Genomic DNA, 26,531 nt, shown 5'->3' with positions numbered 1-26,531 from the left:
GTCGCCTATCACCAGCATAGTCAGAGTTGATTTCACTGCTCGCGCCGGGCTGCGGATAATCGGCGCATCCGCTGGAAACTTCCCCGCTGAAGGCTTCAGCCCAACTGATCCGGACTGCCAGCGCAGTCCCCGCAGGCCGTAACCCTGACCGGTTTCCTCTCCTTATCGGTCTTCCCTTTAGCCACCCTCTGCGGTGGCTTTTTTTTGCCCGGGATTCTTGTTTCAGGGTTTTGCCACGGGCTGTTCGGGGCCAGAAACGACAACGGCCGACCCGAAGGTCAGCCGTTGCTGTTAATCGTTGCGATGAGTCAGTTCAGACGATGGCGGTTGCGCACCTCCTGCTTCACGCCCCAGCCTTCGATGATGCCGCCCAGCGGTTCGACCACGGCAGAGAAACCCTGCTCGAAGTCGCCAATGTCGTCATAGGTTGCGTACATCACTTTGCTCAATTCCAGTGACCAGGCGCCATCGTCGCGCGCACTGACCTGGGCATTGATGGATTCACCGCGAAATTTGCCTGCTGCTCTGCGCGCCCGCTCCTCGTCCGGGAAAATGGCGTAGAACTCGATGGGATGGAATCGGGAAAAATCGAAACCGCCTTCTTTCATGCGGCGCAGTACATTGCTGCTGATGTCTTCTTGATAGGCTGTGCTCATGAATCGTCCCCCTCGGATAGATGGATAGACTTTCCGTATTCCCGCCCCGGGCCTTACAGGCCAAAGCACATCGGCAAACGGGTTGCCGGCGGGAAACAAGCATGTAGCTGACAAGACCAGACCTTAGCGATTCATTCGCTGATCTCGCTTGCAGAGTAGCCCCAAGACAGAGGCGCTGCCAAGGCCTGGTGCGTCGGGTGACAAGAAGAATTTCAGATTGGAGTGATGCTGCGGATTTCGATGCTGTTCTGGGATTTCAGGCTTTTCACCCCGGCATCGGCAGTGCGGCCTTCCAGATCGTTCATATCCAGTTCGGCGGCCACGGGCAGGAGCCGTTCCTTGATCAGGCGTGCGGCCTCGTCATCACTGGGGCATTCCGCGCGTTCGAACACCTCATCGACAATTTCACCATGATCGTCCACGAAAGTGACTTTCCACTTTTGCATCGGTGCCTCCTCGATCAAACCCGCAAATGGGCTTACTACTATCTCGACTTTAGACGCCGAGGGTTGGTTCAAAAGGATTACAGCGCGTGAACATGAAAAAAATGACATCTGATGTTCTGGCAAGCAAAAGTGGGAGCGAGCCTGCTCGCGAAGGCGGTTTATCATTCAACAAATATGTTGGCTGACAGGCCGCTTTCGCGAGCAGGCTCGCTCCCACAGGGGTTTTGCAGTGTTTTTAGTCGTTGCTTGGCTTGTTGATCGCCTGCAGCACGTACTGTGGCAACGCGAACGCACCGATGTGGATTTCCGGGTTGTAGTAGCGGGTGACGATGCCGCTGCCGATGAAGCGCTGTTGCAGGGTTTCACGGCTCAGCTTGCGGTAGGCCGGGTTGGTCGAACCCCAGGCGAAGGTCATCGAACCACCGATGTAGGTCGGCACGGCCGCCTGGTAGAAGTGCCAGTCCGGAAACAGGCTCTTCAGGCGACCAGCGGTGGTTTTGACTTCATCGATCTGCATGAACGGCGTGCCGTTCTGGGTCACGAGGATGCCGCCGTCGTTCAGGCAGCGATGGCAAGCCTGGTAGAAGTTTTCCGAGAACAACACTTCGCCCGGGCCGATCGGATCGGTGGAATCGGAGATGATCACGTCGAACTTTTCAGTGGTGGTGGCGACGAAACGCATGCCGTCGTCGATCACCAGATTCAGGCGTGGGTCATCGTAGGCGCCCTTGGAATGGTTCGGCAGAAATTCCTTGCACATGTCGACCACGGTGCCGTCGATCTCGACCATGGTGATGTGCTCGACACCCGCGTGCTTGGTCACTTCGCGCAGCATGCCGCCGTCACCGCCACCGATGATCAGCACGCGCTTGGCGGTGCCGTGGGCGAGGATCGGCACGTGGGTAAGCATCTCGTGGTAGATGAATTCATCGGCTTCGGTGGTCTGGATCACGCCGTCCAGCGCCATCACCCGGCCCATGCGCGGGTTCTGGAAGATCACCAGATGCTGGTGTTCGGTGCGCACTTCGTGCAGCAGTTTTTCCATGCGAAAACGCTGGCCGTAGCCTTCGTAGAGGGTTTCCAGGTATTCGCTGGTCTTGGTGACGGTCATGGTCAAGTGCTCCGATGAATGCGCAGGCGTCGATCGTGGGGACGATTGCCCGGGAAAGGCGCGCATTCTACGTTGCCGAAGATGACAGGTCGAACCTCAGTTCATCGGCCAGCCACAATCCCTTGTAGGAGTGAGCCTGCTCGCGATAGCGCTCTTTCAGTCACAGGCTCAGTGACTGTGGAATAGCTATCGCGAGCAGGCTCACTCCTACAAAGGGTATTGCGGTGTTCTCAGGATCAGATCCGCACGTTGCCGCGTGGCCCGGCGATCGCCCAGATGATCAGGCCCAGCACCGGCAGGAGGATGATCAGCAGGACCCAGAGGATTTTCATCCCGGTCTCGGCGCCGCTTTTCAGCACGTTGATGATGGCCCAGATGTCGAGGGCAAGAATGATCAGGCCGATCAGACCATTGAACGTGGAACCCATGGTGTCGCTCCAGAATAGTGGCATGCACTTTTAGGATAGACGGTCGCGCGCAGGGTTCCCTTTTATTGCGCTCAGACGTGAACGGCGACCTTCAGGGCTTCCAGCGACGGCGCAGCAGCGATGCCGACCTGGGCGCACAATTCCAGCACCCGTGGCACGTCGTTGCCGTAGACCAGCACCACTTGCAGCTCGTCGTCGAGCAACTGGCTGAAGTTCATCAGCGTGTAACCGCCGTTTTCCTTGTTCAGGCTGCTCATCTGCACCTGGATGCGGTTGAGTGCAGTCAGCGCTTCGGTCTTGGCCAGTTGTTTTGGCTTGAGGTTGAAATCGATGCCCGGGCCGAACGAGGCAACGATCTGCGCGAACAGGTCAACGTAGGTATCCGCCTGGAACAGCACGGTCTCCGGCAGGCTGCCGACCACGACCCACTCGCCCAGCGGAATCGGGAACGTATCGTCGTAGTTGATATCGGGGTTGGCCGTGAGGAAAGCCTCGGCATCGGCGTAGGCCTGTGCGGCTTCGTCGGCCACGTTCAGGATCTCGTCCTCGCCCATGCAGCCTGAGCTGATTTTGCTGATGAGTTCGACGAGTGCGGCTTTCATGAGGGCGGATCCTGTGGGAGGTGAAATTTTGGCCGCGAAGGATAACGCATTCTTCAGCACACCCGACACCTGCAGTGAAAGCACACCTGTGGCGAGGGGGCTTGCCCCCGTTGGGATGCGCAGCAGCCCTGAAAAATGCCGGCGCTAGGCACCGGAACGGGGGCAAGCCCCCTCGCCACAGAGGTATCGCCAAATTCAGGCCAGGAGTTTTTCCAGCTGCGCCGTGGTATCGACCGCGCCCATGGTGCGGGCTGCGTCCAGCGCGGTGATGCCGTTGGCGTCCTTGGCCTTCGGATCAGCGCCTTTGCTGATCAGGTAATCGACGATTTCGACGCGGTTGAACATCGCCGCCATCATCAGCGCCGTACGGCCATCGAAGGACGAACCTTCGATTTCGGCGCCCGCCTCGACCAGCGCCTTGACCACCGCCAGGTCACCTTTGAACGCCGCGCCGGCAATCGGGCTCTGGCCGTTGCCGTTGCGCATTTCCGGATCGGCCTTGTGCTTGAGCAGCACCTGCACCGCATCGACGTGACCGTAGTAACTGGCGAGCATCAGCAGCGTGTCGCCCTTGCTGTTCTTCAGGTTCACCGGCAAACCGGCCGTGACCAGGCGATCGAGCATCTCGGCATCACCGTCGCGTGCCTTGTTGAAAACCTGCTCGGTGAATTCGGCAGCTTCTTCAGGGGTCATCTGGCGGCTTTGGTCAGACATGGGGCAACTCCACTTTCGGTTAATCGCAAAGCCGACAGTTTCCCGAGCGCGACGATAGCTGTCACCCCCTTTTTCTCAAGTCACGTCATAGCCAATATCAATAACGGTGCTTGCCCTGATCAATATCCGCTAATACCTGATCCGTCACTTGCACGTAAGTCTGGGTGCCGGGCAGCCACGCGTAGATCGGGTCATCGCCCGTCTGACCGGGGTCGAAGCCTTCGTTTTTCAGACGGGTCTTCTGGTATTTGAAAGTCCCGGTGGTTTCCATTTTCACCTTGACCCGCAAAAACAGCGGCACCGCATAGGCCGGCATGCGCTGACGGGCGAACGCCAGCAGCTCGGCGAAATCCAGGGTCGCCAGGGACTCGGCCGGGGTGATCGCGGCCATCCCGGCGCGACCGTTGGTGTTGCGCACTTCGACGCCGTAGGCGACTGCCTCTGAGATGTGCGGATGCTGCAGCAGGAGGTTTTCCACTTCAGTGGTCGAGACGTTTTCGCCCTTCCAGCGATAGGTATCGCCGAGGCGGTCGACGAACTGTGCATGGCCGAAACCGATATTGCGCAGCAGGTCGCCGGTGTTGAAAAAGCGGTCGCCCTTGCTGAACACGTCGTGCAGCACCACTTTGGCGGTTTTCTGCGGGTCGGTGTAGCCGTCCAGCGGGGCTTTCTCGTCGATCCGCGCCAGCAGCAAGCCCTGCTCGCCCTTGCCGACCTTGCGCATGAAGCCGTCGGCGCTGCGCAATGGCTCACCGCTATCGTGGTCGTAGGCCACCAGCTCCCAGGCCATCAACGAGAAACCGATGGTGTTGTCGAAGTTGAGGATGTTGCTGAAGCCGATGTTGCCGTCGCTTGCCGCGTACAGCTCGCAGATATGCTCGACGGCAAAGCGGGTCTTGAACTCCGCCCAGGCACCGGGACGCAAGCCGTTGCCGATCATCTTGCGCACCTCGTGGCGGCTGTCGTCGACGCTGGGCGGTTGATCGACCAGATAGCGACACAATTCGCCAACATAGCCGAGGGTGGTCGCACGATAGCGACGCACGTCACTCCAGAACTGGCTGGCGCTGAACTTGCGGCGGATCGCAAATCCGGAGGCACCGTTGATCGCCGAGCCCCAGCACACGCAGAGCCCGGTGGCGTGGTACAGCGGCAAGGTGCAATAGACGACGTCGTCGGGGGTCATGTTCAGGGCGATCATGCCGAAGCTGGCCGAGCTGCGCATCCAGCGGCCGTGCTTGAACACCCCGGCCTTGGGCAGGCCGGTAGTGCCAGAGGTGTAGATGTAAAAGCACGGATCGTCGAAGAACACTTCACTGCTGCTGGGCGGGTTGTCAGAACAGGCATCGGCACTGGCGCTGATCAGGTTGACGTAGCCTTCAGGCGCAATGCCCGGGTGGCTGTAGGTGTCGCGGTCGGCGATAAACCAGGTGCGCTGCGCCGCGATCGACACTTGCTCACGGATCGCGGCAAACGCCGACTGCAGTTCCTCGCCGAGCACAATCGCCACCGGCGCCACCAGATTCACGCTGTGGATCAGCGTGTCGCGGGTCTGCGAGGTGTTGAGCAGCGCGCTGACCGCGCCGAGCTTGGCCAGCGCCAGAATGGTCACCAGCAGTTCCGGGCGGTTTTCGATGAACACCGCGACCACATCACCCTTGCCGATGCCCTGCGCACTCAGATAGTGGGCGATGCGATTGGCCCACTGGTTGACCTGCGCATAGGTCAGCAGGACATCGCCCTGCAATAACGCCAGGCCTTCAGGATTGCGCAGGGTCGCTTGTTCGAATGTCCAGCCAAGGCCACATGCCTGGGTCGGGTCCTTGACGTTGGCCACCTTCATGCCCTTGACCACTCGCGGGAGGGCCTTGGCGATCATCGGCAGTTTGCGGAGCATCATGCCCCAGGTAATCGTGTCGCTTGGCGCGTGACTCATGGAGGCTCCCCGGTCGACCTCGGTGGCCGTTTTTTTATTGTTCGGGCTGTGGGCTGACCTGCGTCGTGAGCAAAGGTCGAGACCGAAAATACGTCAGCGCTTCGCGGCCGTACACGCGGTTTTTGCAATGTTTTGTATCCGCAAACGCGCGGATGACGGCGGGGATCATGGAGCGGTGAATAGGTTCCATCGTGTCAGCGACAATCCCGCAAAATGCAGGATGCACGATGGCCATTCATGCAGATTGCACGACCATTGCAAATTTCATTACTTATAAGCTATTGATTTATATCGGTTTATTATTTTCAGAATACTGGCACAATCGCTGCAACCTCCTCTGCATGCTTGCCATTCAAGTGCATACGGAGCTGATAGACATGAGCCTGATCCAAGAAAAATTTACCTCGCTGTTCTCCAACTTCAACGTCACCACTGCGCCACGTCCCGATGGCGGGATCCTGCTGACCCTGCGCAGCAGCGAAGGCAAAGTGTTCAAGCGCGCCCTGACGTACCAGCAAATGCACAACGCCGACCAACTGTCGTGGGCGATCAGCGCGATTCGTCGTGACCTGGCAGAAGAAGCCAGCGAACTGCCGCAGATTGCAATGTTGCAAAGCCAGCAACGCTTTGCGCTGCCGACGTATCACTCGCTGTAAGGTTTAAATCGCTTTAAACAAAACAGGCCGTGGAGCTTTCGCTTCACGGCCTGTTTACATTTGCGGTTGTCACCCCCCCCTGTGGGTTCTCTAGAACGCTTCCGGTTCGATACCGGTGAAAGTGTCGACGGTGACATGGCTTCCCAGCTCCCCGCCTTCACGCGCCAGGCCGCAGGTCTGCAGGCCGGCCGCTTGAGCGGCGTCAAGTTCTTCGACGATGTCCGAGAGGAACAGGAGTTCACCCGCTTCAACGCCAATGGCTTGCTGGATGTTCGTGTACGACTGCGCCTCACGCTTGGGCCCCGACGTGGTGTCGAAATACCCGCTGAACAGCGGCGTCAAATCCCCCGCCTCCGAGCAACCGAAGATCAGCTTCTGCGCCTGGATCGAACCCGACGAATACACAAACAGTTGATAACCCGCCGCATGCCAGCGTTGCAGTGCGTCTACCGCGTCCGGGTAAACATGCCCCTTCAACTGCCCGGCGTGATAACCCTGCGCCCAGACCATGCCCTGCAAGGCTTTGAGCGGCGTGGCTTTGCGGTCTTCCTCGATCCAGCTCAAGAGAATTTCTACAACCCGCTCAACATCGGCCTGCGGCGCATTGCTGTCACGGCGCACGGCGTCGAGTTGCTCGGCCACATCGGCGCGTTCGGCGTTCTGCCGAACAAAATCCGGCAGGTGTTTGGCCGCGTACGGAAACAGCACATCAAAAACGAAACTCACCGCGCTGGTGGTGCCTTCGATGTCAGTGACGATGGCTTTGATCGACATCGAATCAGTCCTCCAGACGCGGGAAACGGCCGGCGATGTCTTCGCCGGTGAAATTGGCAACCCAGCCTTCCGGGTTGTTGAACAGACGAATCGCCACGAAGTGCGGATGCTCACCCATGTCGAACCAGTGTTTGGTGCCGGCCGGCACCGAGATCAAATCGTTCTTCTCGCAGAGTACGGCGTAGACGTAATCATCGATGTGCAGGGTAAACAACCCACGACCAGCGACGAAAAATCTGACTTCGTCTTCGCCATGGCGGTGCTCTTCAAGGAACCTGGCGCGCAGTTCGGCTTTTTGCGGGTGATCGCTGTTGAGGCTGATCACGTCGACGGTGATGTAGCCGCGCTCGGTCATGAGCTTGTCGATCTGCTGCTGATAAGCGCTGATCACTTCTTCCTGGGTGGCTCCGGGCTGGATCTTCGCCGCCGCTTGCCAGCGGTCAAAGCGCACGCCCTGCTCGGCGAGCGTCGAGGCAATGTCTTCGAAATGGGTCAGCACCTTGTTCGGAATGTCAGGGCTGGAGACGTGATAAACGGACAGGCTGCTCATGGGCAATTCCTCGGTATCGGCCTTGCCGTCCGGTTCTTGCAGACCGGTCGGGCAGTGCATTTCATCAGGCGAATGGGCTGCTTCTGGTGAAGTCAGCCTTGGCGGTTCATGACGCTGCGGGTTTTCAACTCGCATTCAAACAGGAATTCGAAGGCCTCGATCTGCCGCAGGGCGTCGCTCATCTGCGCGCCCCAGGTATAGAGGCCGTGGCCGCGAATCAGATAACCGACGCAATCGGGATGGGCGTCGAGCCAAGGCTGCACCTTGGTGGCGAGGCGCGCAATGTCCTGATCGTTGTCGAAGATCGGCACGCGCACCCGGGATTCGTGGGTCGAGATGCCGCTGAAGGCTTTTTGCAGTTCGTAATCTTCGAACTCGATGAAGTCTTCAGGCGTCAGGCGCGACAGCACCGTGGCGTTCACCGAGTGGGTGTGCAGCACCGCGCCGATCTCTGGGCGCCAGCTGTAGAGCTGGGTGTGCAGCAGGGTTTCGGCGGACGGTTTTTTCCCCGGTTCCAGGCTGTTGCCGGACAAGTCGGTGGCGAGCACGTCGTCCAGACCCAACTGGCCCTTGTGCTTGCCGGACACGGTCAGCAGCGCTTCGCTGGCCGACAGGCGTGTCGAATAATTGCTGCTGGTGGCCGGCGACCAGCCGCGACCATAAAGAAAACGCCCGGCGTCGACGATTTGCTGGGCAAGCTGTTCACGCGTAAGGCTCATGGCCTGTCCTCTTGCATACGTGTGGCAATGATAACGGCAGCAGCGAGCGCCGCGAGACTGGCAATACTAAAGGTCAATGTCGCGCCGAGGGCATTCCAGCTGTAACCGGAATACAACGCCCCCATCGCACCACCGGTGCCGGCCAGCGCGGCGTACAGCGCCTGGCCCTGGCCTTGCTGGCGTGCGCCGAAACTACGTTGCACGAACGCGATGGCAGCCGCATGAAAGCTGCCGAAGGTCGCCGCGTGCAGCACCTGCGCGAACAACAGCACCCACAGGAATTCGGCGAACGAACCTAGCAGCAACCAGCGCAGCGCCGCCAGCAGAAAACTCGCCATCAACACCCGACGCAAGGAAAACCGCGCGAGAATCCGGCTCATGAACATGAACATCAGCACTTCGGCAACCACGCCCACGGCCCAGAGCATGCCGATCACGCCACGGCTGTAACCGAGTCGTTCAAGGTGCAGGGTCAGAAAGGTGTAATACGGGCCGTGGCTCATCTGCATCAGCGCGACGCAGCCGTAAAACGCCAGCACACCCGGGCTGCGCAGTTGTTTGAGGAAGCCCTCCCCGCTCGGTCGATTACCTTGCGGTGGTTGCGCATTCGGCACCCACAAGCTGCTGAGAACGATGCCGGCCATGATCAGCACCAGCGCCGCCGGATAGATATCGAGGCTCAGCCATTCGAACAATCGGCCCAGGGCGACCACGGTGATGATGAAACCGATCGATCCCCACAGGCGGATCTGGCTGTAACGCGAGGTCTGCCCCTGCAAATGCGCCAAGGTGATGACTTCAAACTGCGGCAGGACGGCGTGCCAGAAGAATGCGTGCAAGGCCATGACCATCGCCAGCCAGGCGTAAGTCTTGCTGACGAAGATCAGCGAAAAGGTCAGCAGCGTGCACACCGCGCCGAAGCGCACGATGGCCAGGCGTTTGCCGGTGTAGTCGCCGAGCCAGCCCCAGATGTTCGGCGCCACGCAGCGCATCAGCATCGGGATCGCCACCAGTTCGCCGATGCGCGCGGCGCTGAACCCGAGGTGATCGAAGTACAGCGCCAGAAACGGCGCTGTCGAACCGAGCAAGGCGAAATAGAACAGATAAAAACTGGACAGCCGCCAGTACGGGAGCGCCGCCACGGGGGTTATGCCGCAGCGGCTTTGAGATCACCCATCAAAGCTGACCCAGCACCGGGGTGCTGACGCGCACGTCGGCGTTCTGCCCACGGTGGCGCAGCAAGTGGTCCATCAGCACGATGGCCATCATCGCTTCGGCGATCGGCGTGGCGCGGATACCGACGCACGGGTCATGACGGCCCTTGGTGATCACGTCCACCGGGTTGCCGTGGATGTCGATCGAACGGCCCGGGGTGGTGATGCTCGATGTTGGCTTGAGCGCCAGATGGGCGACGATCGGCTGACCCGAGGAAATGCCACCAAGAATGCCGCCAGCATTGTTGCTGAGGAAACCTTGCGGGGTCAGTTCATCGCGGTGCTCGGTGCCGCGCTGCGCAACGCAGGCGAAACCAGCGCCGATTTCCACGCCTTTGACGGCGTTGATGCTCATCAGCGCGTGGGCCAGTTCGGCGTCGAGGCGGTCGAAGATCGGCTCGCCCAGGCCTGGCATGACGCCTTCGGCAACGACGGTGATTTTTGCGCCGACCGAGTCCTGGTCGCGACGCAACTGGTCCATGTAGGCTTCCAGCTCAGGGACTTTGTCCGGATCCGGACTGAAGAAGGCGTTCTCTTCCACCGAATCCCAGGTCTTGAACGGAATTTCGATCGGGCCGAGCTGGCTCATGTAGCCGCGAATGACGATGCCCTGAGTGGCGAGGAATTTCTTCGCGATCGCACCGGCCGCCACACGCATGGCGGTTTCCCGCGCCGAACTGCGACCGCCACCACGGTAATCGCGCTCGCCGTATTTGTGGTGGTAGGTGTAGTCGGCGTGGGCCGGGCGGAACAGGTCCTTGATCGCCGAGTAGTCCTTGGACTTCTGGTCAGTGTTGCGGATCAGCAGGCCGATGGAGCAACCGGTGGTGCGGCCTTCGAACACGCCGGAAAGGATTTCGACTTCGTCGGCTTCCTGGCGCTGGGTGGTGTGGCGGCTGGTGCCCGGCTTGCGGCGATCGAGGTCGCGCTGCAGGTCTTCAAGAGAGATCTCCAGGCCCGGCGGGCAGCCGTCGACAATGGCGACCAACGCCGGACCATGACTTTCGCCAGCGGTGGTGACAGTGAACAACTTGCCGTAGGTATTGCCGGACATGCAGGACGCTCCGTGAAATCAAACCCGAATTCGTGATGCGCGCCAGTATACGCAGGCTAACCGAGTAGTTCATCCTCGAACCTTAGTGGTGTTGGTGAGTCCAACCGGCACCTTGGCGAATGATGGCGTGATGATGCTGCGAGTTCTGATCTTGAGTCTTACCCTGTTTACCGGCTTTGCCCACGCGACTGTCCTGCAGCGCCCGATCTCCCTGGACACCGGCAACGGTGAACTTTTCGGCTCGCTGTTGCTGCCAAAATCCGACAACCCGGTGCCGGTTGTACTGATCATTTCGGGCTCGGGTCCTACGGATCGTGACGGCAACAACCCCGATGGCGGGCGCAACGACAGCCTCAAGCGGCTGGCCTGGGTGCTGGCCAAACACAACATCGCCAGCGTGCGCTACGACAAGCGCGGTGTAGCCGCGAGCCTGGCCGCCACACCCGACGAGCGCAATCTGTCAGTGGAGGCCTACGTCAACGATGCCGCGGCCTGGGGCCAGAAGCTGAAAAGTGATCCGCGTTTCGGCCCGCTGATTGTGCTCGGTCACAGCGAAGGTGCACTGATTGCCACCCTCGCCGCCTCGCGCACCGACGCTGCTGCGCTGATTTCGCTGTCCGGCAGCGCCCGGCCGGTCGATCAGGTGATTCGCGAGCAACTGGCGCGCAGCCTGCCGCCACCGTTGATGCTGCGCAGCAACGAACTGCTCGACAGCCTCAAGGCCGGCCACACCGATGCCAACGTGCCGGCGCCGCTGCAGCCGATCTTCCGCCCGAGTGTGCAGCCGTACATGATCTCGCTGTTCCGCCAGGATCCGGCCAAGGCCTTTGCGCAGTTGAAGATGCCGGCACTGATCGTTCAAGGCAGCAACGACATGCAGGTCGGCGTTGGCGATGCACAGGCACTGAAAGCCGCCAAACCCGACGCCGAACTGGTGGTGATCGAAGGCATGAACCACGTCATGCGTATCGTCCCCGCCGATGTGAAGCGGCAATTGGCCTCCTACAAGGACCCGAATTTGCCACTGGCAGCGGAACTGGGCGGCAAACTCATCGAGTTTATTGACGGACTTCGCACCCGTTAAACGGTGTTTGCCCTCTAGTCCTGCAAAAAACGGCCGATAAGCCTTTGTCGCCAGCGTACCGGCTGGCGACAAGCAGGGCTTGGACAGGATCTCGCCGTTATGACTGATACCCCGACTTCACCCGACACCACCGCTGAAAAAGACGCACCGCCAGCGGTCGAGCTGCCGTGGGCGGACGTCCACGTCGAGCACCACAAGATGCTCCGCCTGGCCCCGCTGCAGACTGACCGGCACACTGGTGGCCGGCCGTTGCGCTTTGTCGAATTCGGCTACGCCGAGCGCAACAGCAAAGAACACAGCCTGATGCGCATGGCGATCAAACTCCCCGGCCAGCGCGTGCGCAAAGAGCAGAACCAGCTCGACGTGTGGGTCAATCACACCACCAAGCGTGTGCATTTCGGCCCCGACAGCGGCTTGCAGATCGAACCGCTGAACCGTGGCATCGGTCGCTTCGTGGCCGCACAAGGCATCAACTGGGCGAAGAAACGCTGGCCCGCCTACACCGTCGACGGCATGGACCTGAGCAACAAGGACGCGCTGAATGAAGACACCCGTCTGCGTCGCGATCACTTCTTGCGTGTGCATGGTTTTGATGTGGTGTACGCCGATGCCCAGCATTTGAAGGGCAGCGTCAAAGAGGTGCAGGTCGGTGACTTGCTGGGCGACTGGAACAGCGAAAAACTGCAGATCGTCGAGATTCTCGAAGCGGCGCAAATGCTGCAGCAGGCCGAGCAGAACCTGGCCGAGCAGGAAGTGAAGCTGAAGAAGCAGGAAGATAAAGTCAGCAAGTTCAAGCGTGAAGACGCTGGTTTGCGCTTCACCATTACCTGTCTGGTGGCGTTTGCGGTGTTTCAGGCGGGGTTGTTGATCTGGATTGCCACGCACCGCTGATGGCTTGAAACCGCGTCGCGGCCATTCGCGAGCAAGCTCGCTTGTATGGTAGGACTTGAAGGGAGGAGGAGGGACAAGGCTCGATTCTGACTGTTAGCGCAGTACAGACCGTGGGAGATTTCACCCCTCCTCCTTTCACCCAAGCGCCGATAAAGAATGCATCTGGCCTAGACCGACGATAGGAACAAGCCTGCGCCTCTGGGTGAACCCTTCAAGCGTTCAAACCTTAGCCCGGAGGATTTCTCATGGCAATGCCCGTCGTTACCACTCAGTCGATTATCGGGGTTGATGTCGCCAAGGACGAACTGGTGATTTATCACGCCGAATCAGATCAGCTCGAGACAATCTCCAATACCAAAGCGGCGATCAAGAAATGGCTCAAAACCGCTGCCAAGCCAGTGGCAATCGCCATCGAAGCCACCAATATCTATCACCAGGAATTTGCTGATCTGGCGTATGCCGATGGTTGCGTGATCTATATGGTTGGCGGTTATGAGCTCAGCCATTACCGCAAAGGTGTGAACGTTCGCGCCAAAACTGATGCGCTGGATGCCCGATTACTGGCCCGTTATCTGACAAACGAAGGGGACCACTTACGCCCTTGGACACCGCCGTCGCCCTTGTATTGCCGGCTCATCAGTCTTTTCCGGCGCCGTGCGGCTCTGGTCCAGGCTCGTGTTAGCCTCAAGCAGAGCTGGGAGAATGAGCCATTGCTCAAAACCGTTTTCAAAAATCAGATAAACGCCATGCAAAGACTGGAAATCCTGCTGGAGAAAACGATCCTGGCGCAGATAGACGAAGCCGGTTTAGGCGCTCAGCTCAAGCGTTGCATGAAGGTAGAAGGCATCGGTACGTTGACCGGCGCCCGCTTGCTCGCATCCTTTCAGCGTGGGGACTTCAGGAATGCCGACGCTTTCATCGCCTTTCTGGGCCTGGATCTGCGCATATCGGACTCAGGCAAAAAGAAAGGCCGTCGCTGCCTGACCAAACGAGGCGACTCAGAGGCACGTCGATTGCTGCACAACGCTGCAATGGCGGCGAGCCGGACCTCGGCGTGGAAAGGGTTTTATGAGGCTTTAAGAGAGCGCGGATTGAGCACTACCCAAGCACTGGTCGCACTAGCCCGCAAGCTTGCCCGGGTGGTATTTGCTCTGTTGAAAAACCAGAGCGAATACTCACCTAAAGCCGTTTAGGGGCTAGGCATGAACCATAGAATCTCCCACCTTGGAATGCATTTCCCTGTGCTTGATCGTTCCCACGCTCCGCGTGGGAATGCAGCCCGGTACGCTCCGCGTCCCAACAGCGGACGCAGAGCGTCCATTGAGGCATTCCCACGCAGAGCGTGGGAACGATCAAGCTTTTAAGGCTTAAACGCGGGTGGCGAACAGGGCCTGATGATCGCGGCACTGCTCAGCTGTCAGCATGAACACGCCATGCCCGCCGCGTTCGAAATCGAGCCAGGCGAAGTCGACTTCCGGGTACAACGCTTCGACGTGTACCTGGCTGTTGCCCACCTCGACAATCAGCAAGCCCTTCTCGGTCAGATGATCCGCCGCTTCGGCGAGCATCCGCCGTACCAGGTTCAGACCATCGTCACCGCAGGCCAGGCCCAGCTCGGGTTCGTGCTGGTACTCATCCGGCATGTCGGCGAAATCTTCCGCATCGACGTACGGCGGATTCGACACGATCAGGTCGAAACGCTGCCCCGGCAGACCATCGAAACCATCACCTTGCACGGTATACACGCGCTCATCGACGCCATGGCGCTCGATGTTCTGATTGGCCACTTCCAGTGCTTCGAACGACAGGTCCGCCAGCACCACTTCAGCGTTCTGGAATTCATAGGCGCAAGCGATGCCAATGCAGCCGGAGCCGGTGCACAGATCGAGAATGCGTGCTGGCTCGTCGCCGATCCACGGCGCAAAGCGGTTTTCGATCAACTCGCCAATCGGCGAACGCGGGATCAGCACGCGCTCATCGACGATGAACGACATCCCGCAGAACCAAGCCTCACCCAGCAGGTAAGCGGTCGGGATACGCTCATCGATGCGGCGCTTGAGCAGGCGCTGCAGGTTGACCAGTTCGTCGTCTTCCAGCGCACAATCGAGATAGCTGTCGGCGATTTCCCACGGCAGGTGCAGTGCACCGAGCACCAACTGCCGGGCTTCATCCCAGGCGTTGTCGGTACCATGGCCGAAAAACAGATCCTCCCCATGGAAGCGGCTGACGGCCCAACGGATGTGGTCGCGCAGGGTACGAAGTCGGGAAGTGATCACGGGGCAGAACTCCAGAAAAAACGACTGGCGATTCTACCAGCCAAAACGCGCGCCGACGACGCAGGAAAATCAGCGGAGCGATAGTAGGACTTTTCTGATTTTTGCATCAGCCATTGTACAGAACGTGTAACGTGACAAGGCTACAGGCCAGTAACGACGGCGCCTACGATGGTAGCGGTTCACAGAACCGCTCAGCCAGAGGACAATGCCGCAAAAGCCCCACCCCAAGGAGCCCCGAATGTCCGTTCCAAAAACGATGTTTCTACTCAGCGGTCGCGGTTATGCAGCGGCCACACTGAGCCATGCCACCGTGGTCATCATCGATGCCCAGAAAGAGTACCTCAGTGGCCCGCTCGCCCTGAGCGGCATGGACGCGGCCGTCGCGAACATCAAACAACTGGTCGCTGCGGCCCGTGCAGCCGGTCGGCCGATCGTGCACGTGCGTCATCTCGGCACCGTCGGTGGCCTGTTCGACCCGCAGGGCGAACGTGGCGAGTTCATCCCCGGCCTTGAGCCACAGGGTGATGAAACGATCATCGGCAAACTGCTGCCGAGCGCCTTCCACGGCACCGAGCTGCTCGATCGTCTGCAGAACCTCGGCTCGCTGGACTTGATCGTCTGCGGCTTCATGAGCCATTCCAGCGTCAGCACCACCGTGCGCGCAGCGAAGAACCTGGGCTTCCGTTGCACGCTGGTGGAAGACGCCTGCGCCACCCGTGACCTGCCATTCAAGGGTCGCGTACTCAGCGCCGAGCGGGTGCAGGAAGCGGAAATGGCGATCATGGCCGACAACTTCGCCACCCTCGCCTTGACTCAAGACCTGATCTGATCGCGCACTGATATCAAGCTCCGGTGAGCGGCACACAGCGCCGCTCATCCGCAAAAGCCTCGCATTTGCTTCAATTGCCTTAGCCTCAGGAACAACCCGGTCAACTCCCGGTCGAAGGGCCGATACCCATTGAGGAAGGTCGGAATGAAGTTATCCGATGGATTTGACGCACGCCGCTTGCGGCCCAAAGGCCAAAGCAACTGGCGTTTTCGATTCGGCGCAGCGATCGCCGCCATTCTGGCGATGTTCGGTGTGCTGCTGGCGATGGCCGGTGCCGCCAGCCTGCTGGGACGCCCGCCCGCGCTCGGCGAGCTGAATGCCTCGCCGATGGGTTCGGCGATCATTCTGGCGGTCGGTTTGCTGTTCCTGTATTTCGGCGTGGCGCTGTGGCGTCGTTGCCGGCGTCGTGCACGGCAATCGCGGGAACTGAACATGTCCCCGCACCTGATGAAAAAACACGACTGAATCACCGGCCTGGCTTTTTGCCGGGCCGTTTTGTTTCGACTTGGGTAAACTGGCCGCCCTTCGCGGAGGCTGACATGCAAGACGACGATTTTTCCCTGTTCAAAAGTGCGATTCAAGGCGTCAAGCCGATCAAGCACGACCGCGCCGACACCGGCAAACCCAAGGCAGACCGCGCACAGATCGCCAAGCTGCGCCAGTCCGCCACCGTGCGCACCGACACCACCACCGTGGATGGCCTGTCCGATCAGTTCGTGATCGACGTCGGCCCCGAAGACGAGTTGATGTGGGCCCGCGACGGGGTTCAGGAAAGCCAGATGCGCAAGCTCAAGATCGGGCAGATCCCGTTTGAAGGCAGCCTCGACCTGCACGGTATGAACGTCGAAAAAGCCCGCGAAACCCTCTGGGCCTTTCTCGCCGAAGCGACCAAATTCGAAATCCGCTGCGTGCGTGTCACCCACGGCAAGGCCGTGCGTCTGGACGGCAAGCGGCCGATGATCAAAAGCCACGTCAACACCTGGCTGCGCCAGCACTCGCAAGTACTCGGTTTCTGCTCCTGCCAGGCCAAACATGGCGGTGCCGGCGCGGTTTACGTGATACTTAAACGCACCATGATGGAAGGCCGCGACGAATAATCGCGTTACACCGAACTTGCAGGGTCGTGTCCGCCACCGTACCCTTGCCCTTTGCGAAAATCCCCACAGGTAGTTTCATGTCCCTGGAACAGAATTACACCGCGATCCTCGGCCAACTGGGCGAGGACGTGTCCCGCGAGGGCCTGCTCGACACGCCAAAGCGTGCCGCCAAAGCCATGCAGTACCTCTGCCGCGGTTATGAACAGACGCTCGAAGAGGTCACCAACGGTGCCCTGTTCAGCTCCGACAACAGCGAAATGGTGCTGGTCAAGGACATCGAGCTGTACTCGTTGTGCGAACACCACCTGCTGCCGTTCATCGGCAAGGCGCACGTCGCGTACATCCCGAGCGGCAAAGTGCTGGGCCTGTCGAAGGTCGCGCGGATCGTCGACATGTACGCCCGTCGCCTGCAAATTCAGGAAAATCTCAGCCGCCAGATCGCTGATGCGGTGATGCAAGTCACTGGCGCGCTGGGCGTGGCCGTGGTGATCGAGGCCAAGCACATGTGCATGATGATGCGCGGTGTCGAGAAGCAGAACTCGTCGATGATCACTTCGGTGATGCTCGGTGAGTTCCGCGAAAACGCGGCAACCCGCAGCGAGTTCCTCAGCCTGATCAAGTAATCGGCTGCAGAAAAAACCGGCGTTGATCGCCGGTTTTTTTTCGCCCGTGAAAAATCGGGTAAGCTGCGCGCCTTTCTCAATTTGCACCGTGAGGCTTTCAACGTGTTCGTAAAAGCGCTTCGTGTCGGCCTTGGCCAACTGATCATCTTCATCGACTTCATCACCCGCCCGGGCAAGAAACAGCGCCCTGCCGAAACCCAGGCCCAGGTCAACGCGGCCGCGAAAGGCCTGACCCTGTATCAGTTCCACGCCTGCCCGTTCTGCGTGAAAACCCGCCGCACCCTGCGCCGCCTGAACGTGCCGGTGGCACTGAAGGACGCGAAGAACAGCGAACAGGATCGCCAGACGCTGCTGGACCAGGGCGGCAAGATCAAGGTGCCGTGCCTGCGCATTGAAGAAAATGGGCAGACCACCTGGATGTATGAGTCCAAGGTGATCATTGATTATCTGGACAAGCGCTTCGCGGCGGTCTGATGTTTCTGTATTGCGGCTGATGGCCCTATCGCGAGCAGGCTCACTCCTACATTTGGAATGCGCTCCCCTGTAGGGGTGAGCCTGCTCGCGATGAGGCCCGCGCCGATACCACAAATCCCAGACAAAAATAAACCGGCCCTCGAGCCGGTTTATTGGTTTTTCAGGCCGCTTTATCTATCTGCGCCTGTCGCACCACCGCCGCCAATCGTTTGAGTCCTTCATCCAATCGCGCCGGATCGATGTGGCTGAAATTCAGACGCAAATGCCCATGATGTTTATCCGGCTCGGGAAAGAACGGCTCGCCCGGCATGAACGCCACGTCATTGGCCAGCGCCTCATTGAGCAAGGTGCGGGTATCCAGCGGCTGCTTCAGCGTCAGCCAGAAAAACAACCCGCCCTGCGGCGTGTTCCAGTTCGCCAGATCGGAGAAATGCGTTTGCAGTGCTGACTCAAACGCATCGCGCCGCTCACGGTAAAAGCCGCGCAGTTCGCTCAAGTGCTGCTGATATTGTTCCGTGCCGATCCATTGCAGTGCCTGCCACTGACCGATGCGGTTGGTGTGCAGATCCGCCGATTGCTTGAGCTTGAGCAGGTGCGGGAACAGGTCCGGACTGGCAATCAGGTAACCGACACGCAAACCCGGCAGCAGGGTTTTCGACACGGTACCGGTGTAGATCCAGCTGGCTGTTTTCAGGCGCCCGGCAATCGGCTTGGCGCTGCCGCCATCGAAGGTCAGTTCGCGGTAGGGCTCGTCTTCGATCAGGGTCACGCCGAATTCATCCAGCAACGCGGCGACGGCGGCGCGCCTGGCTTCGCTGTAGCGCACGGCGGACGGGTTCTGGAACGTCGGGATCAGGTAGATGAACGCCGGACGATGCTGCTCAAGGCGGCTGCGCAGTTGGGCCAGATTGGGTCCGTCAGCCTCTTGCGGCACGGTCAGGCAATCGGCGCCAAACAGCTGGAAGATCTGCAAGGCGGCCAGATAGGTCGGCGCTTCCAGCAGAATCTCGGTGCCCTTGTCGATGTACAACTTGGCCGCCAGATCGAGGGTTTGCTGGGAACCACTGACCACCAGCACCTGACTCGCCTTACAGTCCAGGCCAAGCGCCCTCGCCTCTGCTGCCAGGGCTTCACGCAGCGCCGGCTCGCCTTCGCTCATGCCGTATTGGCCGAGGGAAAGCGGCATGTCGGCCCACTCGACCTTCGGCAACATGGCTTCGGCGGGCAGGCCGCCGGCGAACGACATCACCTCCGGGCGCTGGGCGGCGGCGAGGATTTCACGGATCAGAGAACTTTTAAGGCGCGAGACACGTTCGGAAAAAGCCATGGGAGTCACCGGTAGCGAGGCCTGGGAAAAATAAGTCAAACTGGTTGACTGAAACTACGACAGCTTGAGCGAGTACGTCAATATGCTTGACCTTAAAAGCCCTGCAAGCCAACAACAGGCGATGGAAGCGTTTTTCTTCGGCTATCAGGCGTTCACTGCCAAGGCGGATGAAATGCTGGAGCGTCGCGGCTTGTCCCGGGTGCATCAGCGGATTGTGTTTTTCATCGCGCGTTATCCCAATCTCAGCGTCAAGCAGTTGCTGGGATTGCTCGGCGTCAGCAAACAGGCGTTGAACATGCCGTTGCGCCAGTTGCAGGAGATGCACCTGGTGGACAGCGTCGCATCAGAGGCGGACAAGCGTAAGCGCCTGCTGGAGCTGACCGCCGAGGGTGCGAAGTTCGAGCAGGCGTTGCGCCGCGAGCAGGTGAAATTGCTTGAGCGAGTGTTTGCCGAGGCTGGGGAGGCGGCGGTGAATGGGTGGTTGGCGGTGAATATGGCGTTGGGCGACAGCCAGGCACATCTCGATTGATCAGACTGGCCTCTTCGGGAGCAAGCCCCCTCCCCCAGGGTTCTGCTGAGTACCCATGATCCGGGTTCACCGGAGATCCACTGTGGGAGGGGGCTTGCTTCCGAAAGTGCCGGAACGGGCGATATATCCCTATCGCCTGACCTTTCGTAAACAAAACCAAAAACAATATTTGCTTTATTTGTACACAAAAGCATAATCCACAGCGTGCGAGTTCCTGACCGCATGGTCAACAAATTCGCGTATGCCTCAAAGGGCTGCTGCCACCCCTCATGGGTCCGGCCCTGGAAATAACAATAAAACTCTTGAGGAGTACTCGCTGTGGAAAGCCGCAAATCCGAAGCATCGACGCTGGAACTCTCACCGCCATTACGCAGTGGCGTGCTGGAGCGCATCTTTAAACTCAGCTTGCATGGCACCACGGTGAAGACCGAGCTGATTGCCGGTCTGACAACCTTCATCACCATGGCTTACATCATCTTCGTCAACCCGAACATCATGGCCGATGCCGGGATCGATCACGGTGCAGCCTTTGTCGCCACCTGCATCGCCGCCGCACTCGGCTGCCTGCTGATGGGCCTGTACGCCAACTGGCCGGTCGGTCTGGCGCCGGGCATGGGCCTCAACGCCTTCTTCACCTACACCGTGGTCGGCACCATGGGCTACAACTGGGAAACCGCGCTCGGTGCGGTATTCGTCTCCGGTGTGCTGTTCATGATCCTGACCTTCTCGCGCATTCGCGAATGGCTGCTCAACAGTATTCCGGTCAGCCTGCGCTTTGCGATGGGCGCCGGTGTCGGCCTGTTCCTCGGACTGATCGGCCTGAAGACTGCGGGCATCGTGGTCGACAGCCCGGCAACCCTGATCAAGCTCGGCTCCCTGCGTGAACCCGGCCCGCTGCTGGCGGCGATCTGCTTCCTGATGATCGCGATCCTCAGCTACCACAAGGTGTTCGGCGCGATCCTCATCAGCATCATCACCGTGACCCTCGCCGGTTGGGGCCTGGGCATCGTGCACTACTCAGGCATCATGTCGACCCCGCCAAGCCTGGCGCCGACCTTCATGGCGATGAACGTCGCGGGGGTGTTCAACGTCAGCATGATCAGCGTGGTCCTGGCCTTCCTCTTTGTGCACATGTTCGACACCGCCGGCACCCTGATGGGCGTTGCCCAGCGCGCCAATCTGGTCAACGCCGACGGGCGTATCGAAAACCTCTCGCGCGCCATGAAAGCCGACAGTGCCTCCAGCGTATTCGGCGCCGTGGTCGGTGTGCCACCTGTCACCAGCTATGTGGAAAGTGCCGCCGGCGTAGCCGCTGGTGGTCGGACTGGTCTTACCGCCGTCACCGTAGGTGTGCTATTTATAGCCGCGATGTTTTTCGCACCGCTGGCCGGCATGATTCCCGCTTACGCCACCGCCGGTGCACTGATCTACGTTGCGATGCTGATGATGGGCGGCATGGCCCACATCGAGTGGGACGAAGCCACTGATGCGATTCCGGCGATTGTCACCGCGATCATGATGCCGCTGACCTTCTCGGTCGCCGATGGCATCGCGCTGGGCTTCATCACCTACGTGGCGTTGAAGGCCGGTACCGGCAAGTACAAGGAAATTTCCGTCAGCCTGTGGGTGCTCTGCGCGATCTTCATCGCCAAGTTCATCTTCTTGTAAGCGTCACGCGGTTCAAGCGTCAAAACGGCCTCACCCTCGCGGGTGGGGCTTTTGCACATTCTTGAGTACAACAAAAAAGGAGAAAGTGATGAGTCTGGAAACCTGGCTGCTGTTCAGCGGCGCTGCATTGGTAGTGATCCTGATCCCAGGGCCGCTGTCGCTGCTGATGATCAGCAACAGCCTGAACTACGGTCTGCGCCGTTCGTACCCGGCGTTTCTCGGCGGCGTGATCGCCTCGATCTGCCTGCTCAGTGCCTCGGCGCTGGGGCTTGGCGCCCTGCTGCTGGCGTCTGAACAGCTGTTCAGCGCCTTGAAGATCGTCGGCGCGCTGTACCTGTTCTACCTCGCCTGGCAGAGCTGGCAGCAATCGCGCCAGCCAGCCGTGGGCGCTGAAGTGCCGCAAGCGGCGCCGGTACCGCGCTTTCGCACCTTGTTCGGGCGCGCGTTTGTATTGGGCGCGAGCAATCCGAAAGACATTCTGTTCTTCGCCGCGTTTCTGCCGCAGTTCCTCAGTGCACAACAGCCGTTCCTGCCGCAGTTGCTGATCATGATCGCCACCTGGGTGGTGCTCGATCTGTGCTGCAAACTGGCTTACGGGCTGGGTGCGCATGGTGCGGCGCGCTATCTGCGCAGCGGCAAGGGGCAGAGCTGGTTTAACCGGGTGAGTGCCGGGTTGTTCAGTGGCGCTGGCGCCGCTTCCCTGCTGAGCCGCTAAGAGCAAAAACATCGCGAGCAGGCTCACTCCTACAGGGGATCGCATTCCAAATGCAGGAGTGAGCTTGCTCGCGAAGGCGTCAGATCAGGCAACACTTTTCCAAAGACGAAAAAAAGCCCGCAGTGTGAGCGGGCGAAAGACCAAAGAAGCTATATGCGCAGTCGCTTCCCGGTGGGGGCAGCTGCTTGGGGGTCAGCTGCCCCGGTAGGTGGAATAGCTGTAAGGCGAGATCAGCAGTGGCACGTGGTAGTGATCCTGTTCGGCAGAGATGCCGAAACGCAGCACCACCACGTCCAGAAACGCCGGCTCCGGCAACTGCACGCCACGGGCGCGGTAGTAATCGCCGGCGTGGAACTGCACCTGATAAACCCCGGTGCGGTAGTCATCGCCTTGCAGCAGCGGCGCATCGACCCGGCCATCGCTGTTGGTTATCGCACTGGCGACCAATTCCAGGTGCGAACCTTCAACGCGGTACAGCTCGACCTTGATCGAGCTGCCCGGGCAACCGTGTGCAGCGTCCAAAACGTGTGTTGTCAAACGTCCCATTGATTCTGCGCGCCTGCCTGCGTGGAGCAGTCAGACCTCGCGCCTCCCGAAGTCAGGTAAAAAGGAGACCGCACCGATTCGGAGCACGAAAAGCTGCGGCGAGCGACTGATTAAGACACTTTTAAAAAAAATTGTACACAATAAAAACGACATTTTTCACCTCACCCCCGCCGTTCGGGCGTTTACCCTTGATCTGCCTCTCAAGTGCCTATCTATTGAACCTGCGATCCATTAGCTGACTGATCAGGCAGGTTTCTTGCAGGCTCACGTCTTTAACAGCAAAAGATGACAGTCGGTGAAAAATGCGAAAATTCAGGCTTACAAAGTGAGATTAAAGTTGTATACAATCAGCCCATCGCTGTGACGCCAGCCTGCTTACTCACCGCCAGGCCGCCACACCCTCTGTCAACGAATAAGAAGGAAGACTGCAGTGAGCGCTGACTACCCACGCGACCTGATCGGTTACGGCAGTAACCCTCCTCACCCACACTGGCCGGGCAATGCCCGCATCGCCCTGTCGTTCGTGCTCAACTACGAAGAAGGCGGCGAGCGCAACATCCTGCACGGCGATAAAGAATCCGAAGCCTTCCTCTCCGAGATGGTTGCCGCCCAGCCGCTGCAAGGCGCGCGCAACATGAGCATGGAATCGCTTTACGAGTATGGCAGCCGCGCCGGTGTCTGGCGGATCCTCAAACTGTTCAAGGAATTCGACATTCCGCTGACCATCTTCGCCGTGGCCATGGCCGCTCAGCGCCACCCGGATGTGATCCGCGCGATGGTCGAAGCCGGTCACGAGATCTGCAGCCACGGCTACCGCTGGATCGATTACCAGTACATGGACGAAGCGCAGGAACGCGAGCACATGCTCGAAGCGATCCGCATCCTCACCGAACTCACCGGCGAGCGCCCACTGGGCTGGTACACCGGCCGCACCGGGCCGAACACCCGTCGCCTGGTGATGGAAGAAGGTGGTTTCCTTTACGACTGCGACACCTACGACGACGACCTGCCCTACTGGGAACCGAACAACCCGACCGGCAAGCCGCACCTGGTGATCCCGTACACCCTCGACACCAACGACATGCGCTTCACGCAAGTGCAGGGTTTCAACAAGGGTGACGACTTCTTCGAATACCTTAAAGATGCGTTCGACGTGCTCTATGCCGAAGGCGCTGAAGCACCGAAGATGCTCTCGATCGGTTTGCACTGCCGCCTGATCGGTCGTCCGGGTCGCCTCGCCTCGCTCAAACGCTTTATCGAATACGCCAAAAGTCATGAACAGGTGTGGTTCAGCCGTCGCGTCGACATCGCGCGCCACTGGCACGAAACCCAGCCGTACCAAGGGGCCGCCAAATGAGCTGCTTTCAAACCCTGCAACCGTCGACCCTGAGCCGCGACGCTTTCGTCAAAGCCTTCGCCGACATCTACGAACATTCGCCATGGGTGGCCGAGAAGGCCTACGACCTGGGCGCGGACGCTTCGATCGACGAGATCGAAACCCTGCACCAGCGCATGAGCGACATCCTGTTGAGCGCCGATCACGCCAGCCAGCTGGCACTGATCAACGCTCACCCGGACCTGGCCGGCAAAGCTGCCGTCCAGGGCCAGCTTACCGCGGCCAGTACTGAAGAACAGTCTGGCGCGGGGATCCACCAATGCACGGCCGAAGAGTTCCAGCGCTTCACCGAGCTGAACGACGCCTACAAAGCCAAGTTCAAGTTTCCCTTCATCATGGCGGTAAAAGGCAGCAACCGGCATCAGATCCTCGCGGCGTTCGAAACGCGCATTCACAACTCGGTCGACACCGAATTCAAATGCGCGCTGGCGGAGATCAACAAGATCGCCCTGTTCCGTTTACTGACTCTTTAGCAAGCCTGACCCGAGTACATCAGACGCGGAGAGTACCCAGGGTCTTGCAAGCATCCCCAGCCACTTATTTAAAGGCAGACAAGAAGAATGAAAGCTTACGCCGTACCTTTCGAGAAGTTCGTCAACCTGGCCGATGCCCGTCTGGGCACCAAAATCATCTCGGTCACCGATGACTGGTTCGCAGACGCCAATCGTCTGTTTCAGCCGACCCCGGCCGTGTGGAAGGAGGGTGTGTTCGACGACAACGGCAAGTGGATGGACGGCTGGGAATCGCGTCGCAAGCGCTTTGAAGGCTACGACAGCGCGGTGATCCGCCTGGGCGTACCGGGTTCGATCAAAGGCGTGGACATCGACACTTCATTCTTCACCGGCAACTTCCCGCCATCGGCCTCGCTGGAAGCGTGCTTCCTGGCCTCCGGCGAGCCGGACGAAAACACCCAGTGGACTGAAGTGCTGTCGGCCGTCGAGCTGCAGGGCAACAGCCACCACTACCACGAAATCAGCAACGACAAGGCGTTCAGCCACCTGCGCTTCAACATCTACCCGGACGGCGGTGTTGCCCGTCTGCGCGTGTACGGCATTCCGTTCCGCGACTGGTCGGCAGTTGGCGACAACGAGCAAGTCGACCTGGCCGCAGCCCTCAACGGTGGCCGCGCCCTCGCCTGCTCCGACGAACACTTCGGCCGCATGAGCAACATCCTCAACCCGGGCCGTGGCATCAACATGGGCGACGGCTGGGAAACCGCACGTCGTCGTACCCCGGGCAATGACTGGGTGATCGTCGCACTGGGCCACCCGGGCGAGATCGAAAAAATCGTCGTCGACACTCTGCACTTCAAAGGCAACTACCCGGACACCTGCTCGATCCAGGGCGCGTTCGTCAAGGGCGGCACCGACAGCCAGATCGAAACCCAGTCGCTGTTCTGGCGTGAACTGCTGCCGAGCCAGAAGCTGGAAATGCACGCCGAACACACCTTCGCCGAGCAGATCAAGGCGCTGGGCCCGATCACCCACATCCGTCTGAACGTGTTCCCGGACGGTGGTGTGAGTCGCCTGCGCGTTCTCGGCAAGGTCGCTAAATAACACCGCAATGATCGTTCCCACGCTCTGTGTGGGAATGCATCACTGGACGCTCTGCGTCCACTCTGGATGTGACGCAGAGCGTCACGGGCTGCATTCCCACGCGGAGCGTGGGAACGATCACTCAACGAAAAGAAGAACAGCATGCGCACACTACAGATTGAACCGCTGACCAAAGAAGCCTTCGCCCCCTTCGGTGACGTCATCGAAACCGAGGGCAGCGATCACTTCATGATCAACAACGGTTCGACCATGCGCTTCCATAAACTGGCGACGGTCGAAACCGCTACGCCTGAGGACAACGCGATCATCAGCATCTTCCGCGCCGACGCGCAGGACATGCCGCTGACCGTGAGCATGCTGGAACGCCATCCGCTGGGTAGCCAGGCTTTCATTCCGCTGCTCGGCAACCCCTTTCTGATCGTGGTCGCGCCACTTGGCGATGTACCTGTATCAGGCTTGGTCCGCGCCTTCGTCACCAACGGCAGGCAGGGCATCAATTACCATCGCGGCGTCTGGCACCACCCGGTGCTGACGATCGAAAAGCGGGATGACTTCCTGGTGGTTGATCGCAGTGGCACAGGCAATAACTGCGATGAGCATTTTTTCAAAGAGGATGAGCGTTTGATCCTCGCCCCCCACCAATAAGAGAAGGTCTGATCA

General features: G+C 59.7%; 31 protein-coding genes. 16 read left to right on the top strand and 15 right to left on the bottom strand.

Annotation, left to right across the window (positions count from 1 at the left end):
• Window positions 1-308: 308 nt before the first annotated feature.
• From QMK55_RS22425 to QMK55_RS22395, 7 genes are all read right to left on the bottom strand, one after another.
• On the bottom strand, window positions 309-656 hold the full coding sequence (locus tag QMK55_RS22425) for a ribonuclease E inhibitor RraB (RefSeq protein ID WP_007960698.1): 348 nt from the start codon (window positions 654-656) through the stop codon (window positions 309-311).
• Between the two features lie 212 nt (window positions 657-868).
• Entirely contained in the window at window positions 869-1,102 is a 234-nt protein-coding gene (locus QMK55_RS22420; protein ID WP_025113344.1) for a hypothetical protein, read from the bottom strand.
• 235 nt (window positions 1,103-1,337) lie between these two features.
• Entirely contained in the window at window positions 1,338-2,213 is an 876-nt protein-coding gene (gene speE, locus QMK55_RS22415) for a polyamine aminopropyltransferase (protein WP_320329980.1), read from the bottom strand.
• Window positions 2,214-2,449: 236 nt separating this feature from the next.
• Complete coding sequence (locus tag QMK55_RS22410; RefSeq protein ID WP_003223221.1) at window positions 2,450-2,641, bottom strand: PLDc N-terminal domain-containing protein; 192 nt, start codon at window positions 2,639-2,641, stop codon at window positions 2,450-2,452.
• Between the two features lie 71 nt (window positions 2,642-2,712).
• Window positions 2,713-3,243 carry a hypothetical protein gene (locus QMK55_RS22405; protein WP_320329979.1) on the bottom strand — a complete coding sequence of 177 codons (531 nt, stop codon included), beginning with the start codon at window positions 3,241-3,243 and terminating at the stop codon, window positions 2,713-2,715.
• Window positions 3,244-3,438: 195 nt separating this feature from the next.
• Window positions 3,439-3,957 (bottom strand): ankyrin repeat domain-containing protein, encoded by a 519-nt coding sequence (locus QMK55_RS22400; RefSeq protein WP_102358410.1) that lies wholly within the window; start codon window positions 3,955-3,957, stop codon window positions 3,439-3,441.
• Window positions 3,958-4,054: 97 nt separating this feature from the next.
• Window positions 4,055-5,893, bottom strand: a complete 1,839-nt coding sequence (locus QMK55_RS22395) for a long-chain-acyl-CoA synthetase (RefSeq protein ID WP_102358409.1) — start codon at window positions 5,891-5,893, stop codon at window positions 4,055-4,057.
• A gap of 377 nt (window positions 5,894-6,270) precedes the next feature.
• On the opposite strand from QMK55_RS22395, the gene QMK55_RS22390 reads away from it, so the two are divergent.
• Window positions 6,271-6,549: a DUF3509 domain-containing protein gene (locus QMK55_RS22390; protein ID WP_027613327.1), complete on the top strand. Its 279-nt coding sequence runs from the start codon at window positions 6,271-6,273 to the stop codon at window positions 6,547-6,549.
• 90 nt (window positions 6,550-6,639) lie between these two features.
• Here QMK55_RS22390 and mtnC read toward each other — a convergent pair whose 3' ends face one another.
• From mtnC to aroC, 5 genes are all read right to left on the bottom strand, one after another.
• Window positions 6,640-7,323 carry an acireductone synthase gene (mtnC, locus tag QMK55_RS22385; RefSeq protein ID WP_320329978.1) on the bottom strand — a complete coding sequence of 228 codons (684 nt, stop codon included), beginning with the start codon at window positions 7,321-7,323 and terminating at the stop codon, window positions 6,640-6,642.
• A gap of 4 nt (window positions 7,324-7,327) precedes the next feature.
• The gene (locus tag QMK55_RS22380) at window positions 7,328-7,873 is read right to left on the bottom strand and encodes a 1,2-dihydroxy-3-keto-5-methylthiopentene dioxygenase (protein WP_102358432.1); all 546 of its coding nucleotides are present in this window, start codon (window positions 7,871-7,873) and stop codon (window positions 7,328-7,330) included.
• Window positions 7,874-7,965: 92 nt separating this feature from the next.
• The gene (locus tag QMK55_RS22375) at window positions 7,966-8,592 is read right to left on the bottom strand and encodes a methylthioribulose 1-phosphate dehydratase (RefSeq protein WP_102358407.1); all 627 of its coding nucleotides are present in this window, start codon (window positions 8,590-8,592) and stop codon (window positions 7,966-7,968) included.
• Entirely contained in the window at window positions 8,589-9,734 is a 1,146-nt protein-coding gene (locus QMK55_RS22370; protein ID WP_102358406.1) for an MFS transporter, read from the bottom strand. The genes QMK55_RS22375 and QMK55_RS22370 overlap by 4 nt, the downstream gene beginning before the upstream one ends.
• A gap of 34 nt (window positions 9,735-9,768) precedes the next feature.
• Window positions 9,769-10,860: a chorismate synthase gene (gene aroC / locus QMK55_RS22365; RefSeq protein WP_320329977.1), complete on the bottom strand. Its 1,092-nt coding sequence runs from the start codon at window positions 10,858-10,860 to the stop codon at window positions 9,769-9,771.
• Window positions 10,861-10,990: 130 nt separating this feature from the next.
• Here aroC and QMK55_RS22360 point away from each other — a divergent pair, with 130 nt between their 5' ends.
• The 3 genes from QMK55_RS22360 (at window position 10,991) to QMK55_RS22350 (ending at window position 14,028) form a co-directional block, all read left to right on the top strand.
• Window positions 10,991-11,944, top strand: a complete 954-nt coding sequence (locus QMK55_RS22360; RefSeq protein ID WP_320329976.1) for an alpha/beta hydrolase — start codon at window positions 10,991-10,993, stop codon at window positions 11,942-11,944.
• Between the two features lie 99 nt (window positions 11,945-12,043).
• Window positions 12,044-12,835, top strand: coding sequence for a hypothetical protein (locus QMK55_RS22355; protein WP_025113356.1), 792 nt, complete (start codon window positions 12,044-12,046; stop codon window positions 12,833-12,835).
• 245 nt (window positions 12,836-13,080) lie between these two features.
• Entirely contained in the window at window positions 13,081-14,028 is a 948-nt protein-coding gene (locus QMK55_RS22350) for an IS110 family transposase (RefSeq protein WP_320329975.1), read from the top strand.
• Between the two features lie 174 nt (window positions 14,029-14,202).
• Here the strand turns inward: QMK55_RS22350 and prmB are convergent, their stop codons facing one another.
• The gene (prmB, locus tag QMK55_RS22345; RefSeq protein WP_102359079.1) at window positions 14,203-15,111 is read right to left on the bottom strand and encodes a 50S ribosomal protein L3 N(5)-glutamine methyltransferase; all 909 of its coding nucleotides are present in this window, start codon (window positions 15,109-15,111) and stop codon (window positions 14,203-14,205) included.
• Window positions 15,112-15,349: 238 nt separating this feature from the next.
• Between prmB and QMK55_RS22340 the strand changes: the two genes are divergently transcribed.
• From QMK55_RS22340 to QMK55_RS22320, 5 genes are all read left to right on the top strand, one after another.
• Window positions 15,350-15,940, top strand: a complete 591-nt coding sequence (locus QMK55_RS22340) for a cysteine hydrolase family protein (protein WP_102359078.1) — start codon at window positions 15,350-15,352, stop codon at window positions 15,938-15,940.
• A gap of 144 nt (window positions 15,941-16,084) precedes the next feature.
• Window positions 16,085-16,405: a hypothetical protein gene (locus QMK55_RS22335; protein ID WP_102359077.1), complete on the top strand. Its 321-nt coding sequence runs from the start codon at window positions 16,085-16,087 to the stop codon at window positions 16,403-16,405.
• Between the two features lie 74 nt (window positions 16,406-16,479).
• Window positions 16,480-17,037, top strand: a complete 558-nt coding sequence (locus QMK55_RS22330) for a Smr/MutS family protein (protein ID WP_320329974.1) — start codon at window positions 16,480-16,482, stop codon at window positions 17,035-17,037.
• Window positions 17,038-17,114: 77 nt separating this feature from the next.
• Window positions 17,115-17,660 (top strand): GTP cyclohydrolase I FolE, encoded by a 546-nt coding sequence (folE, locus tag QMK55_RS22325; protein WP_003442011.1) that lies wholly within the window; start codon window positions 17,115-17,117, stop codon window positions 17,658-17,660.
• A gap of 102 nt (window positions 17,661-17,762) precedes the next feature.
• Window positions 17,763-18,134, top strand: coding sequence for a glutathione S-transferase N-terminal domain-containing protein (locus tag QMK55_RS22320; RefSeq protein ID WP_102359080.1), 372 nt, complete (start codon window positions 17,763-17,765; stop codon window positions 18,132-18,134).
• Between the two features lie 160 nt (window positions 18,135-18,294).
• On the opposite strand, the gene QMK55_RS22315 is transcribed toward QMK55_RS22320, so the two are convergent.
• Complete coding sequence (locus QMK55_RS22315; RefSeq protein WP_102359075.1) at window positions 18,295-19,461, bottom strand: PLP-dependent aminotransferase family protein; 1,167 nt, start codon at window positions 19,459-19,461, stop codon at window positions 18,295-18,297.
• A gap of 82 nt (window positions 19,462-19,543) precedes the next feature.
• On the opposite strand from QMK55_RS22315, the gene QMK55_RS22310 reads away from it, so the two are divergent.
• From QMK55_RS22310 to QMK55_RS22300, 3 genes are all read left to right on the top strand, one after another.
• A complete protein-coding gene (locus QMK55_RS22310; protein WP_320329973.1) occupies window positions 19,544-19,990 on the top strand; it encodes a MarR family winged helix-turn-helix transcriptional regulator in 447 nt (148 codons plus the stop codon).
• A 318-nt stretch (window positions 19,991-20,308) separates the two neighbouring features.
• A complete protein-coding gene (locus tag QMK55_RS22305) occupies window positions 20,309-21,658 on the top strand; it encodes an NCS2 family permease (RefSeq protein ID WP_025113364.1) in 1,350 nt (449 codons plus the stop codon).
• Window positions 21,659-21,746: 88 nt separating this feature from the next.
• A complete protein-coding gene (locus tag QMK55_RS22300) occupies window positions 21,747-22,373 on the top strand; it encodes a LysE family translocator (protein ID WP_003223174.1) in 627 nt (208 codons plus the stop codon).
• Between the two features lie 192 nt (window positions 22,374-22,565).
• Here QMK55_RS22300 and uraH read toward each other — a convergent pair whose 3' ends face one another.
• Window positions 22,566-22,919 carry a hydroxyisourate hydrolase gene (gene uraH / locus QMK55_RS22295; protein WP_003223171.1) on the bottom strand — a complete coding sequence of 118 codons (354 nt, stop codon included), beginning with the start codon at window positions 22,917-22,919 and terminating at the stop codon, window positions 22,566-22,568.
• A 430-nt stretch (window positions 22,920-23,349) separates the two neighbouring features.
• Here uraH and puuE point away from each other — a divergent pair, with 430 nt between their 5' ends.
• From puuE to QMK55_RS22275, 4 genes are all read left to right on the top strand, one after another.
• Window positions 23,350-24,276, top strand: coding sequence for an allantoinase PuuE (gene puuE, locus QMK55_RS22290; protein WP_102359073.1), 927 nt, complete (start codon window positions 23,350-23,352; stop codon window positions 24,274-24,276).
• A complete protein-coding gene (uraD, locus tag QMK55_RS22285) occupies window positions 24,273-24,788 on the top strand; it encodes a 2-oxo-4-hydroxy-4-carboxy-5-ureidoimidazoline decarboxylase (protein ID WP_102359072.1) in 516 nt (171 codons plus the stop codon). Before puuE ends, uraD begins: the two co-directional genes overlap by 4 nt.
• A gap of 87 nt (window positions 24,789-24,875) precedes the next feature.
• Window positions 24,876-25,871 carry an allantoicase gene (gene alc / locus QMK55_RS22280; RefSeq protein ID WP_320329972.1) on the top strand — a complete coding sequence of 332 codons (996 nt, stop codon included), beginning with the start codon at window positions 24,876-24,878 and terminating at the stop codon, window positions 25,869-25,871.
• 141 nt (window positions 25,872-26,012) lie between these two features.
• Window positions 26,013-26,516 (top strand): ureidoglycolate lyase, encoded by a 504-nt coding sequence (locus QMK55_RS22275; RefSeq protein ID WP_102358932.1) that lies wholly within the window; start codon window positions 26,013-26,015, stop codon window positions 26,514-26,516.
• Window positions 26,517-26,531: the final 15 nt, after the last annotated feature.

Source organism: Pseudomonas sp. P8_229, from assembly GCF_034008635.1.
Classification (GTDB): Bacteria; Pseudomonadota; Gammaproteobacteria; order Pseudomonadales; family Pseudomonadaceae; genus Aquipseudomonas.
The sequence above is the reverse complement of the archived record's forward strand: the minus strand, read 5'-3'. Positions and strand labels throughout refer to the sequence as shown.

Excerpts from the sequence above, each read along its gene's own strand:
- QMK55_RS22275 (WP_102358932.1), top strand. The coding sequence starts at position 26,013 with ATGCGCACACTACAGATTGAACCGCTGACCAAAGAAGCCTTCGCCCCC.
- QMK55_RS22425 (WP_007960698.1), bottom strand. The coding sequence starts at position 656 with ATGAGCACAGCCTATCAAGAAGACATCAGCAGCAATGTACTGCGCCGC.
- folE (WP_003442011.1), top strand. The coding sequence starts at position 17,115 with ATGTCCCTGGAACAGAATTACACCGCGATCCTCGGCCAACTGGGCGAG.
- QMK55_RS22355 (WP_025113356.1), top strand. The coding sequence starts at position 12,044 with ATGACTGATACCCCGACTTCACCCGACACCACCGCTGAAAAAGACGCA.
- QMK55_RS22420 (WP_025113344.1), bottom strand. The coding sequence starts at position 1,102 with ATGCAAAAGTGGAAAGTCACTTTCGTGGACGATCATGGTGAAATTGTC.
- QMK55_RS22410 (WP_003223221.1), bottom strand. The coding sequence starts at position 2,641 with ATGGGTTCCACGTTCAATGGTCTGATCGGCCTGATCATTCTTGCCCTC.
- QMK55_RS22395 (WP_102358409.1), bottom strand. The coding sequence starts at position 5,893 with ATGAGTCACGCGCCAAGCGACACGATTACCTGGGGCATGATGCTCCGC.
- QMK55_RS22350 (WP_320329975.1), top strand. The coding sequence starts at position 13,081 with ATGGCAATGCCCGTCGTTACCACTCAGTCGATTATCGGGGTTGATGTC.
- QMK55_RS22405 (WP_320329979.1), bottom strand. The coding sequence starts at position 3,243 with ATGAAAGCCGCACTCGTCGAACTCATCAGCAAAATCAGCTCAGGCTGC.
- QMK55_RS22375 (WP_102358407.1), bottom strand. The coding sequence starts at position 8,592 with ATGAGCCTTACGCGTGAACAGCTTGCCCAGCAAATCGTCGACGCCGGG.
- uraD (WP_102359072.1), top strand. The coding sequence starts at position 24,273 with ATGAGCTGCTTTCAAACCCTGCAACCGTCGACCCTGAGCCGCGACGCT.
- QMK55_RS22310 (WP_320329973.1), top strand. The coding sequence starts at position 19,544 with ATGCTTGACCTTAAAAGCCCTGCAAGCCAACAACAGGCGATGGAAGCG.
- QMK55_RS22390 (WP_027613327.1), top strand. The coding sequence starts at position 6,271 with ATGAGCCTGATCCAAGAAAAATTTACCTCGCTGTTCTCCAACTTCAAC.
- QMK55_RS22380 (WP_102358432.1), bottom strand. The coding sequence starts at position 7,873 with ATGAGCAGCCTGTCCGTTTATCACGTCTCCAGCCCTGACATTCCGAAC.
- uraH (WP_003223171.1), bottom strand. The coding sequence starts at position 22,919 with ATGGGACGTTTGACAACACACGTTTTGGACGCTGCACACGGTTGCCCG.
- QMK55_RS22360 (WP_320329976.1), top strand. The coding sequence starts at position 10,991 with ATGATGCTGCGAGTTCTGATCTTGAGTCTTACCCTGTTTACCGGCTTT.
- mtnC (WP_320329978.1), bottom strand. The coding sequence starts at position 7,323 with ATGTCGATCAAAGCCATCGTCACTGACATCGAAGGCACCACCAGCGCG.
- speE (WP_320329980.1), bottom strand. The coding sequence starts at position 2,213 with ATGACCGTCACCAAGACCAGCGAATACCTGGAAACCCTCTACGAAGGC.
- QMK55_RS22340 (WP_102359078.1), top strand. The coding sequence starts at position 15,350 with ATGTCCGTTCCAAAAACGATGTTTCTACTCAGCGGTCGCGGTTATGCA.
- QMK55_RS22400 (WP_102358410.1), bottom strand. The coding sequence starts at position 3,957 with ATGTCTGACCAAAGCCGCCAGATGACCCCTGAAGAAGCTGCCGAATTC.
- QMK55_RS22300 (WP_003223174.1), top strand. The coding sequence starts at position 21,747 with ATGAGTCTGGAAACCTGGCTGCTGTTCAGCGGCGCTGCATTGGTAGTG.
- QMK55_RS22335 (WP_102359077.1), top strand. The coding sequence starts at position 16,085 with ATGAAGTTATCCGATGGATTTGACGCACGCCGCTTGCGGCCCAAAGGC.
- QMK55_RS22315 (WP_102359075.1), bottom strand. The coding sequence starts at position 19,461 with ATGGCTTTTTCCGAACGTGTCTCGCGCCTTAAAAGTTCTCTGATCCGT.
- aroC (WP_320329977.1), bottom strand. The coding sequence starts at position 10,860 with ATGTCCGGCAATACCTACGGCAAGTTGTTCACTGTCACCACCGCTGGC.
- alc (WP_320329972.1), top strand. The coding sequence starts at position 24,876 with ATGAAAGCTTACGCCGTACCTTTCGAGAAGTTCGTCAACCTGGCCGAT.
- QMK55_RS22330 (WP_320329974.1), top strand. The coding sequence starts at position 16,480 with ATGCAAGACGACGATTTTTCCCTGTTCAAAAGTGCGATTCAAGGCGTC.